We start from the raw sequence: 11,437 nt of genomic DNA on the forward strand, positions 1-11,437 counted from the left end.
CCACATTAGAGGTAGATTCTATGAAACGTCTCGAAGGAAAAAGCGCGCTGATCACAGGCTCCGCGCGCGGTATCGGTCGCTCGTTTGCTCAAGCCTACATTCGGGAGGGCGCAACGGTTGCAATCGCCGACATCAACCTGGAACGCGCCCAAGCCACGGCTGCCGAGCTGGGTGACCAAGCTTATGCTGTGGAGATGGACGTCACCAATCAGGCATCCATTGACGCTGCAATTGGCGCTGTCGTTGCCCATGCCGGAAAGCTCGACATCCTGGTGAACAATGCCGCGTTGTTCGATCTTGCCCCGATCACGGAGATCACCCGGGAGAGCTATGACAGGCTTTTCGCGATCAACGTTAGCGGCACCCTCTTTACGCTCCAGGCAGCAGCCAAGCAAATGATCGCACAAGGGCACGGTGGGAAGATCATCAACATGGCCAGCCAGGCCGGTCGTCGCGGTGAAGCCCTGGTGGGTGTCTACTGCGCGACTAAGGCCGCAGTTATTAGCCTGACTCAATCCGCAGGCCTGAACTTGATCAAGAACAAGATCAATGTCAATGCGATCGCTCCCGGCGTCGTGGATGGGGAGCATTGGGATGGCGTCGATGCGCTGTTCGCGAAGCACGAAAACCGCCCACTGGGTGAGAAGAAAAAGCTGGTCGGGCTGGAAGTCCCATATGGGCGGATGGGCACCGCAGAGGATCTGGTGGGCATGGCCATCTTCCTGGCTGGTGCCGAGAGCGATTACATCGTTGCGCAGACCTATAACGTTGATGGCGGCAACTGGATGAGCTAACCGGTCGATCCACCAGATCGTCAATGAGGTCGCACTCGTCATGTGTGATTTGAGCTAGCGTCCTTAGCTTTCCTTGGGTCATTTAATCCGTTCGCCGGGCGGGAAGACTTATTCGAAGCTCCTGCCCTTTCAGCATTGCCTACTCTCGTTGAAGCATGGCACACGTGGTAGCTACCATTGTCGAAACTGCACAATCGAACGATCCTAGCGTCAAGTCATCATATGATGATTTAATGGGCTGCTCCGTTGATCGATTACACATATCAATGATGCTCAGACCCTAGGACACCAATCATGATCCGCTTAGCAGCTTTGCTTCCTCTTGCCTTCTCATTGACGTCGAACGTTTCGCAGGGTGCGGAACCATTCCGGTGGGGGGCGGCCTCGGCTGCCTATCAGGTTGAGGGCGCTACACGAGTGGACAATCGTGGCCCCTCCATCTGGGATGTTTACCTCGATGAGCATAGCCTCGCTGGGCCGGGCGTCTCCGGTGCCACGGCAATCAATTTCTATGATCGCAGTCAGTACCTTGAAGATATCGCCATGATGAAGAAGCTCGGGTTAACGAGCTATCGCTTCTCGATTTCCTGGACTCGGCTGATTCCCGACGGCTTAGGGCCAGTAAACCCGAAAGCTGTTGCACACTATCGTCAATTCATTACCGATCTCAAAGCAGCGGGAATCAAACCGATGCTCACCCTCTACCACTGGGATATGCCTGCGAGCCTGTCGCGTGAAGGGGGATGGGCCAATCGCAAATCCGTGGATTGGTTCAAGAAATACGCAGACGTGGTATTTGCCAATTTCCACGACCAGGTTGACCTGTTCGTCCTGGTCAACGAGCCATCCGTTGAGCGCGCCACTCAAGAAATGGCTGAAGAACGGCTGGCCGGTAAGCCAGGGACGCTAGCGATCATTCCTGATGCGGCTCACCTAGAAAAAGCACTTAAGGTCTTCAACCACATCCTGCTTGCATCCGCTGCCGCCAAAGAAAGCTTTGCGGCGAGCGGGTATCAAGGTCGACTGGGTCTAGCGGTGCCGCTATTCCCCATGCTGACAGGTGATGGAGCGTCTGTTGAGGATAAGCGCGATGCTAAGCTCGCTGATGGGGTGTTGAATCGCTGGTTCCTTGATGCAATGTACAAAGGCCATTATCCAAAGGACGTTCTTGATCTTGCTAGCAGTAGAGGCCTCGCTATCGATGTGCAGCCGGGAGATGCGGAGCGGATCGGTGCGGCGAAATTTGACTACTTAGGCGTTAATTTCTACTCGCCGCTGTACGTTCGGCATACGGCAGGTGTCAGTGAATACAATCCCCAAATGTGGATTCCGGCCGGAGTTCGAGCAGCTTTCAATGGGGCAGTAAGACCAGACCAGTTTCGCCTTCTGCTCGATCGTATCCGCTCCGATTACGGTAACCCAACCGTATTCATCACTGAAAACGGTGCCGGCTTCCCCGACGAAGACACGCTGGTTAATGGCTCAGTGCATGATGTCAACCGATGCCGATATCTGGTTACCCACATTGACGCTATGAAGCAGGCGATTGAGGCAGGGTCAGATGTACAGGGCTACCACGTCTGGTCTAGCCACGATAACCTCGAATGGCTCAGCGGCTACGGCAGCCGGTTCGGGATGATTTACGTCGATTTCGACACACAGAAGAGAACTCCGAAAGATAGTGCGCTGCTCTATTCAAGGATTATCAAAGGGGAACACGTTTCTGAAGCCGATTGCTCAAAGCCTTGATGGAGGGGCTTGTCGCTCGACATTCAACAGCATCTAAAATGGGGAATCGCCCCCCTGACATCATTGATTTTAGGAGAAGCATCATGCCGACTTTCCGCCTGGGTAAGATCCCCGGTATCGAACACATCGTTTCGGATAACGAATCCGTCCAGAGTGAACCGTGTCCGGGAGAGATCACGGTACGGGTGTTGGCCACTTCGTTGAATCAGCATGATTACAATGTCGTGATGGGTCGATTGCCTAGTGAACCTGGCCGCGTCCTGCTTTCTGACGCATGCTGCATAGTGGAATCAGTAGGGGACGGTGTAACTCAATTCCAGGCAGGAGACCGCGTCATCAGTTGCTTCTTCCCATCTTGGAACTCAGGTCGACAAAAAGTACATGGATTTTCTACCGTTCCAGGGGACGGCGTAGATGGTTTCGCTTGCTCTTTTGTGACCAAACCGGCCTCACATTTTGTTCATGCGCCCAGCAACCTTGATGCCTTCGGATGCGCAACGCTGACGACAGCGGCTCTTACGGCCTGGCGTGCGCTAGTGGTCGAGAATCAGGTCAAACCGGGGGACTCCGTGTTAACGCTGGGAACCGGCGGCGTATCGATATTCGCTGTGCAGTTCAGCAGGATGCTGGGCGCAACGGTTATCGGTACATCGTCAGCTGATTCTAAGCTTGAAAAGCTTCGTGCGCTGGGTGTCGGCGAGTGCGTGAACTATTCGCAGGATGAGAACTGGGGGCAGCGCGTCAGGGCTTTAAGTGGAGGGGTGGGGGTTGATCATGTCGTTGAGGTCGGCGGGCAGGGAACGTTGGCCCAGTCCATCGAAGCATCTCGTGTGGGCGGCTCTATCGCATTGATAGGCGTGCTTACAGGGATTGGTGGCTATGTTCCGTTGGCGGCGATGATGGGCAAGCAGATTCGCTTGCAGGGCATCACCGTAGCTTCCCGGCAAGATCTTGAAAACATGGTCAAGGCGATTGAGGCAAATCAACTGCAGCCAGTGATCGATACCGTATTTCCGCTTTCGGATTTACAAGGCGCTTTCAGACATATGGAGAGCGGCCAACATTTTGGGAAAATCGTGATAGACCATACGAAATAGACAATGGGTACTCGTTGAAAGTAGGCACCATCGGGTGCCCACTTTTTAGCTCTTAAGTCTCTTAACCCAAGTGGGCACGTTGTTGCTGGTGGCCGGCCAGTAGGAGTACTGCACTGACCAACCCCAGAGCCGCTGCACTGGAAAAAATGACCTCGGGATTACCAGGGATGAGCTCCATACCGGCGGAAATAAACTGACCGAAGAAGATGGCCATCGACAGATAGGCAAGGTTTCGGCCGCGTAGCTGGCTGTGGCTTTGCTCAATCGTCATGTGGTTGACCAAGGGTACTGACAGTCCGAAACCCGCGCCGAGCGCGATCGCGCCCCCTAGATAAATCGACAATCCATCGCCTATAGCGAAGACAACATGGGCTACCGCGTAGCAAGCAAACGCTATGGCAATGGTGCGGTGTTCCCCAATCCTGTTGACGAATCGGGGCATCATGGCGGCGGCGCCGACAGCGATCAACGATATAAATGACAGAAAATACCCGGTCTGGGCTTCATTGAGTCCGAGCTCACGCAGAGCGATTGGCAGCACGATAATGCCGGTAAAGAAGCACAGCATTGACATAACCGCAGCTGTGAACACTATCTTCAATGATTGGGGCACTGCCGCATCACGGCCGCCCTCATCGCCTCTCTCTTGCGGGCTGTGCTGTAGGCGCGGGACGAAGCAAAACAACATCGCGGCGAAAATCCAAGCGACCAGGTAGAGCACAAATGGCCAAGCCCATCCGATCGTTGCAAGCAAGCCGCCGATAAACAGGAATACAACCCCTCCCAATTCGATCGACATGCCCTGTCGGGCAATCATGGTTAGGCGTGCGGATCCGGTGTAGAGCGCGGAAATCAATCCTGTACCACTCGACATGATAACTGCGGTAGCAGCACCGAGACAGAGGCGGTCGGTGTATACAGCCCATGGGCCGTGTATTGCGGCCCCAGCCATCCCCAGCGCTCCATAGGCAATCAGTCCTGCCATCAAGGAGTTATACAGCCCAAATCGATCCACAAGCCTTCCTGCTATAGGCCCAAACAGTACTACGCCTAGCGCCGGGAGGGTCACGAGAAGGCCGACCCCGTGATCGATCCCGAGCTCTCCAGCAATTCTAGGAAGGCCAGGGACGATTACGCATCCCACCATGATTGTGAGGCATGCAATCGCAAGGAGCGTGAAGGCAGCTAAGGCTGACGGCGTGGAAGTGTGAGAAGTCATGCTTTGCTCGTTCCGTATGGTGGATTATAAAACCACTGATCGGAACATGCTCAGCGCTTCAGCTTGAGCTGTCAAGCTTTTACCGCCGGATAACCTTATTGAAAACGCGCGCGGGCCGATCGTGGCATAGCGAGGTCATGGATGAAGGATGAGGTATGCTTTCGAGATGATTGCTTGGTAGGGAATTCATAGATGAGTCAAGAGAAAGAAGGGTCTGGGAAGCAAGTGATCGCCCGTGCTGCAGCGATCCTGACGGCTCTTGAAAAGTTTCCGTTCGGCGCGAGCCTCGGAGAGCTGAGCCGGGCCTGCGATCTACCTAAGACTACAGTTCATCGAATGGTCAGCTCGCTGGAAGCACAGCAACTGGTGATCACTGATGGAAGCGGAGTGAGACTTGGGCCTGCCTTGGTGCGCTTGGCGGCGTCAGCGCACAAAGACGTGATCGGCATTGCTCGTCCTTACATCGAAGCGCTTGGGCGTAGCACCCGAGAAACGGTCGATCTATGCATCTACCGGGGTACCCATTCTGTTTTGGTTGACCAGTACGCGTCGGATCAGGAGCTGCGGGTTGTTTCAGCAATAGGTACTGCGTTTCCGATTCACTGCACGGCCCACGGCAAAGCGTTGCTGGCCCAGCTAAGCGACGATGTCTTTACGATGTTGTCGACAGGGTTTTCGTTAGAAAAACGTACTGAACAGACTCTTGTGAACATTGATGCACTGAGGGCTGACCTGGTAGTCGGTGCGAAGTCCGGATGCTTTATCGACAGGGAGGAGCATGCGCGTGGGGTGTGCGGCATAGGTCTGACACTGCGCACCGGATTCGTCGATCAGTATGCGTTGGCCTTGGCAGTACCGGCGCTCAGGTTCCAAGACCATTTTGAAGAACTGAAAAATGCGCTTATTCAATGCAAATCTCAAATCGAAGCGGTGATAGGTGCTCATTAAGTCAACCCTACTCGTCCAACGGGCCTAGAGCCCTGACGCTTCCAGCAAAGTTTGGATTTTGAGAGATAACGCAATAAAGGTGCGGGCCCTGGGAGGGCAATCGGATGAGTGCGTTTCTGCAGAAGTCAGGCACGGATGGATCCAGCAACGTGCGTCTGGATGACCTGCTCGGTTATACGGTTCGTAGGGTTCAGATCCGAATGAGCCCGCACTTGGCTGAACAATTTCACCAGTACCGACTCAGGCCGACGCAGTCCTCAGCAATGCTGGTTGTCGAGCAGTGTCCAGGCATTTCCCAAGTTGTTCTGGCGCGGCAATTGGCCGTGGAACGCTCACAGATTGTGCATTTGCTCAAGAAGCTTGGACGTCGCGAGCTAGTCGTGAAAACGCGAGGCACCCAAGACAAGCGGACGAATTTCCTCCAGCTGAGTAACGATGGGTCAGCGTTGGTCGAACGGCTCAAAATCGTCGCCTTGGCAAGCGATGGTGCGATCTGCTCAGGCGTCAGTCGAGCTGAAAAGATGCACCTCCATAGCCTTCTGTTGAAGCTGGGCGGTTGCAGGAGCTGAGTGCAACACGGTTATTGAATTGACGCTGGAGCATCATGCCGCATAGCCATGGCTTCCTGCATCACCTTACCCATAACTTCGATTGAGCATTCGAAGTCGAAGCGCTTACGTGGACGCATGTTCAGTTGCAGCGCGATGGCATTCAGTTCTTCCTGGCTGTGACCGACAGGTCTGTGCCTTTGGGCAGGTACTGGCGGATCAGGCCATTTATGTTTTCGTTGCTGCCGCGCTGCCAGGGGCTGTGCGGGTCGCAGACGTAAATTGCCACCCCGGTCTGCTGGGTGATTTCAGCATGCCGCGCCATTTCTCGGCCTTGGTCGTACGTCATGCTCTTGCGCATTGCCAGCGGCATGCCATTTAGCGCGGCGCTGAAGCCCTCCATCGCCGAGGTCGCCGTCGCGGCGTTCATCTTCACCAGCATCAGGTAGCCACTGGTGCGCTCCACCAGCGTGCCTACCGACGAGGCGTTGGCCTTGCCCTTGCCCTTGATCGGGTCGCCTTCCAATGCCCTGGGATCAGCCGGTCTTCGATCTCCGGTGGACGCACATGAATGCTGACCATCTCAGGGATCTGGCCGCGCCGATCCACACCGCCAGAGCGCGGTCTGCACGTCGTCTTGCTTTGACGCAGGCAGATGATCAGTTCCTTGCGCAGTTCACCGACCGGCAGGGCATAGATCGCGTTATAAATCGTCTCGCGACAGACGTAGGCCTCTCTGAGGCTGGGAATATTCATGCTGCGCAGCTTGCCGGCAATCTGCTCGGGAGACAAACGCTCACGCTGCATATGAGCCACCAGCTCGAAGCGCTCGCTACCTAGCAACAGCTTGCGCATCGGTCGACAAACCTGGCGGCGGGCCTGCATCTGCTGCTGGGCTACGCGGGCTAAATAGCCGCCACTGGCATCTCGATTGCGGCGCAGCTCTCGGCTGATAGTCGAAGGAGATCGGTTGATCAAGCAGGTAATCCTACGCAGGCTGAAACCTTGGGCATGACCGATTTGAATGATGGCGCGTTCTTCAACGCTGAGTTCGGAGTAAGACATGGGGGCAGCACCGTACCGGAAAGGTGAGGTGTTGCACTCAGTTTTTGCCGCCGCCCTGCTTTAGCCATTGATTTGGTGAGTGTGGAAGTCATAAATGTTGCGCTGAAAGAATTATCGAGGGACGCCCGTGCTGGCAATGTCTTCGAACATCGTCGCGATACTGCGCTACGACTTTTTGCAGAGAACGGCTTCAAGCAGGTGACCATGCGAGACCTCGCGCAACGGGTGGGCCTGAAGGCTGGATCGATTTATCACTACTTTGAAAGCAAAGAGCAGTTGTTGTTCGAATTCCTGGAAGCGGTCTACGACGCGCTCCTCCTTCCGAACCGGCGTGCCTCTACCGTTACGGCCACCACGTCCTCTGCGCGGTTGCAATCGTTCGTGATCTCCCACATACAGGTGTATCGATCAATTCCGCTTCATTTCCAGCTGCTTGAAAAGGAACGGCGGAATTTGACCGGAGCGTACGACGCCGCGTTGACCAGTATGCAGAGGAGTACACGTCGATTCTGTACAACATCCTTCTCCCTTTGGTCGAAAGTGAGCACTGCGCCACCGAGGTCGCTAGTGCGTTGGTCGGCCTCCTCAATTCTATACCCGGGTGTCTATTCCGGACGGGTTTCGCCGAGGCTGACGTCGGGCGAATCATGTTCGAACTGGCGGTTGAAACGTTGGCGGTCGTCGGCGAATGGGCTCGTTGTAGGTCCCTGACTATCCTCATTACCGTCCCCTGCTGATTACTGCTGGATGCCTTACCGCTATCGAACAGTTTCGCACTCTCCTTTGTCGCGCGGCATGGGGTAAAGGCGTCTCGTCAGGTGACCTTTGACAGGGCCAAGGAACGCGTACAATATAAATCATCAATCGATGATTTATGGAGGCGTGAATTGAAGAATAAATTTTCTGAAGTGCTGATAATGCCCCGCCGTACAGTCTTGGCGGGTGCAGTCGGTGCCGCTTTCATGTCCGCTCTCGGCAACGTTGCTAGAGCCACCACATTGGAGATGACGTCATGAAAAAAACGTTTCCCACCCGAATTTATGGCAACAACCGTCTGCCAGTTCCTTACCGTAAAGCTCTGCCTCCAGAGGCTCCCCGCGCCCGGTATATGGGGTTTTCCCCCGGCCAAGTCGTTCTGCCTGAGGGCTCAGTCCGACGTGCCGGTGCCAAGCCATTGCCGGTGGATATCGTTCTAGAGCGCGACGTCGCGGTGAAGATGCGCGACGGCGTGACGATGTATGTGGATGTGTTCCGTCCCGCAAAGAGTGGTAAGTACCCTGCGCTGATCTCGTGGAGCCCCTATGGAAAGCAGCTAGGAGGCCAATGGTTGGACGACATTCACGGCCGTGCTGGAGTGCCGCTGGAGTGGGTGTCGGAGCTACAGAAATTTGAAGGTGCCGATCCGGCTTTCTGGGTTGAGCAGGGATATGTAGTGTTGAACCCAGACCCCCGGGGTGCCTACAATTCTGAGGGTAATATCTCCTACTGGGGGCGTCAGCTTGCAGAGGACGGATATGACTTCATCGAATGGTGTGCCGAGCAGCCGTGGTGTTCGGGGAAGGTCGGCATGGCTGGCAATTCCTGGTTGGCCGTTTCGCAATGGTTCATCGCGGCGGAGCAACCTCCACATCTGGCCGCAATCGCTCCCTGGGAAGGTTTCAGTGATCATTTTCGTGAAACTGGAAACCGTGGTGGTATCCCAGCCCCCGCGTTTCCTGAAGCAATCATCCAGACCTTCGCTGGTAAGAACTACATTGAAGATCAACCCAGGATGATCATTGAGCAGCAGTTGATGAGCCCTTACTGGGAGGACAAGAAGGCACGGCTCGAACGAATTCAGGTGCCCACTTATGTTGTAGCCAGCTATACAAACGCTGCTCACACACATGGAAGCTTCGAGGGGTTCCGCAAGCTGGGTTCGAAAGATAAATGGCTGCGAGTCAACAACACCAATGAGTGGCTCGACTTCTATACGCCGAAGTATGAGCAGGAATTGCTGAAGTTCTTCGATCATTACCTCAAGGGTGAGGCCAATGGATGGCAGGACACCCCTAGAGTCCGCATTTGCGTCCTGGATCCGAGCGGCACCGATGTGGTTGACAGGGTGGAAGATGCCTGGCCTCCCACGCGCGTTGAAGCCAAAAGCCTCTACTTAAATGATTCAAATGGCTTGATTGAGGAAAAGCCTCCACATGAGGGTAAAACGACCTATCAAGTTGCGCCCAAAGGCAGCGTCCATTTCACCTATCGGTTCGATCAGGATGTAGAGCTTATCGGCTACATGAAGCTTCGTCTGTGGGTCGAGGCTGAGGGCGCAAACGACATGGAGCTGTCAGTCACGGTCGAGAAGCGCGATTCGGAAGGTAATCCATACAATCGCGAGCTCGGTGAAGGCATGGTGGGCCCAGTGGCGGCAACCGGTCTACTGCGCGTATCCCAACGAGAGCTTGATAGCGTTAACTCGACTCATTTCGAACCGTACCTGAAGCATGAGCGTGAGCAATTGCTGAAGCCTGGGGAGGTCGTCCCTGTCGAAATTGGGATCTGGCCAATGGCGATGCGGTACAAGCGGGGGGAGGAGCTATACCTGACCATCAGCGCTCACCAGCCAATGGACACCCGGTTCGATATGGGCTTCGGGGCGGTGCCCATTGAGGTAGCACAGGACAGTTTCACCTACGATCCTAAGCAGAAGGTCGCGGTGCGTTCCTATGGTGGAAAAGCTGACACCTCGCCGAAAGCTATTGGGGAACAGCGGGTTCCGACGCCCGTCTCACGCAATCAGGGTCGCCATGTCATCCACATGGGCGGCCAGTATGATAGCCACCTGTTGATCCCTTTGGTTACCATCTGATCGAGCCGTGGCCAGTTGAACCTCAATTGGCCACGGCTTCAAAGACGTATCGCACTAGCTTCCTCCCATATTAGGAAATTCGTTGAACGAGACATTGCCAGTCAAACCGGCACGCGGTCGGCGCCGCAGCGGCGAGCCGAGCGGTAGAGAGGCACTGCTACGATCAGCGCTTCAGTCCTTTTCCAAGTACGGCTATGAAGGCGTTTCGCTAAGAGCCCTGGCGTCTGACGCAGGGGTCGACATGGCCCTCGTTGGCCGGATTTTTGGCTCCAAAGCGAATTTATGGGACGCGGTTGTCGAGCACCTTGCTGAAAGACAACTGCACCATCTGGAACAACTAAGGCTTTTGGCCGTTCAGGTGGATAGCCATCCTAGAGATGCAATCATCGGATTTATTCGTTTGTTTGCTGACATTTCATATGAAATGCCCGAGTTCCCAGCATTTCTCATTCAAGAAGCCAGCAACCCTGGAGTCCGATTGACTAAGCTGAGCGTCGAGCTTGTCGGGCCCTTCAGCGTCTCTTCAAAACCGATCATTGCCAAGGCTCAAGCGGCAGGCGTGATTGTCGCCCCGAATGAACGCCTCTTCTTCGGGATGCTGACTTCCGCTGTGTCATTGCCAATTGTGGCACCCAGCGTGTTCTGTGGCAAAAAAAAACTGACTTTGAAGCTCAAAAAGCAAATCGCCGAGCAAGCCATCGCAATGTTTGTACAGGCGCTGCCTGCGTAGCCAGTGCTAGGGATGCTCCGATCAACTTTCCGCGCAGCGATGGCATGCCGTAATTCGCCGGCACTTAGCGACTATTCCCTGAAAACGGCCTAATACAGTGTGCAGCGGAGGTTTTCCGCCCGGTTCTCTGTGTTAAGTGCGCAACTCACCCAAACCCATCAGTCGTTTTCGAGCCATCCACAGGTTCGACAGGGCGAACAGCGTGGTCAGTTGGGCCGTGTTTTTCATCAGCCCACGAAAGCGTACTTTCACGTAACCAAACTGGCGCTTAATGACCCGAAACGGATGCTCAACCTTGGCGCGTGTCTGCGCTTTGCAGTACTCGATCTTGCGCTTGGCTTTGTACAACAGGCGTATCCGTCCGGCCAAGTCATCTACCCAGCCCCGCAAAGCCAGGACATGGTGTGCACTTAAATTTAAGTGGGCACCAGTT

General features: G+C 55.0%; 10 protein-coding genes and 1 pseudogene. 8 read left to right on the plus strand and 3 right to left on the minus strand.

The window, feature by feature from the left end:
• The first annotated feature begins 20 nt into the window (after positions 1–20).
• The 3 genes from IFT47_RS26835 (at position 21) to IFT47_RS26845 (ending at position 3,640) form a co-directional block, all read left to right on the plus strand.
• A complete protein-coding gene (locus tag IFT47_RS26835) occupies positions 21–794 on the plus strand; it encodes an L-iditol 2-dehydrogenase (RefSeq protein ID WP_044310638.1) in 774 nt (257 codons plus the stop codon).
• A 294-nt stretch (positions 795–1,088) separates the two neighbouring features.
• Entirely contained in the window at positions 1,089–2,543 is a 1,455-nt protein-coding gene (locus tag IFT47_RS26840; protein ID WP_103750999.1) for a glycoside hydrolase family 1 protein, read from the plus strand.
• Between the two features lie 83 nt (positions 2,544–2,626).
• A complete protein-coding gene (locus IFT47_RS26845; protein WP_192175082.1) occupies positions 2,627–3,640 on the plus strand; it encodes a zinc-dependent alcohol dehydrogenase family protein in 1,014 nt (337 codons plus the stop codon).
• Between the two features lie 61 nt (positions 3,641–3,701).
• Here the strand turns inward: IFT47_RS26845 and IFT47_RS26850 are convergent, their stop codons facing one another.
• On the minus strand, positions 3,702–4,859 hold the full coding sequence (locus IFT47_RS26850; protein WP_044310635.1) for an MFS transporter: 1,158 nt from the start codon (positions 4,857–4,859) through the stop codon (positions 3,702–3,704).
• Between the two features lie 192 nt (positions 4,860–5,051).
• Between IFT47_RS26850 and IFT47_RS26855 the strand changes: the two genes are divergently transcribed.
• Both IFT47_RS26855 and IFT47_RS26860 read left to right on the plus strand, forming a co-directional pair.
• Positions 5,052–5,807, plus strand: coding sequence for an IclR family transcriptional regulator (locus IFT47_RS26855; protein WP_192175081.1), 756 nt, complete (start codon positions 5,052–5,054; stop codon positions 5,805–5,807).
• Positions 5,808–5,911: 104 nt separating this feature from the next.
• Entirely contained in the window at positions 5,912–6,376 is a 465-nt protein-coding gene (locus tag IFT47_RS26860) for a MarR family winged helix-turn-helix transcriptional regulator (protein ID WP_044310633.1), read from the plus strand.
• A gap of 11 nt (positions 6,377–6,387) precedes the next feature.
• Here IFT47_RS26860 and IFT47_RS26865 read toward each other — a convergent pair.
• Positions 6,388–7,420 (minus strand): annotated as a pseudogene (locus IFT47_RS26865) (IS30 family transposase).
• 204 nt (positions 7,421–7,624) lie between these two features.
• Here IFT47_RS26865 and IFT47_RS28425 point away from each other — a divergent pair.
• The 3 genes from IFT47_RS28425 to IFT47_RS26880 all read left to right on the plus strand — a co-directional run bounded on the left by IFT47_RS28425 (position 7,625) and on the right by IFT47_RS26880 (position 11,004).
• On the plus strand, positions 7,625–8,131 hold the full coding sequence (locus IFT47_RS28425) for a TetR/AcrR family transcriptional regulator (RefSeq protein ID WP_373366007.1): 507 nt from the start codon (positions 7,625–7,627) through the stop codon (positions 8,129–8,131).
• A 301-nt stretch (positions 8,132–8,432) separates the two neighbouring features.
• The gene (locus IFT47_RS26875; RefSeq protein WP_192175080.1) at positions 8,433–10,274 is read left to right on the plus strand and encodes a CocE/NonD family hydrolase; all 1,842 of its coding nucleotides are present in this window, start codon (positions 8,433–8,435) and stop codon (positions 10,272–10,274) included.
• A 94-nt stretch (positions 10,275–10,368) separates the two neighbouring features.
• Positions 10,369–11,004 carry a TetR/AcrR family transcriptional regulator gene (locus IFT47_RS26880; protein WP_274598154.1) on the plus strand — a complete coding sequence of 212 codons (636 nt, stop codon included), beginning with the start codon at positions 10,369–10,371 and terminating at the stop codon, positions 11,002–11,004.
• Between the two features lie 132 nt (positions 11,005–11,136).
• On the opposite strand, the gene IFT47_RS26885 is transcribed toward IFT47_RS26880, so the two are convergent.
• On the minus strand, positions 11,137–11,437 hold a 301-nt coding region (locus IFT47_RS26885), incomplete at its 5' end, for a transposase (RefSeq protein WP_244657586.1).

This window comes from Pseudomonas sp. CFBP 13711 (assembly GCF_014842265.1).
Lineage (GTDB): Bacteria > Pseudomonadota > Gammaproteobacteria > Pseudomonadales > Pseudomonadaceae > Aquipseudomonas.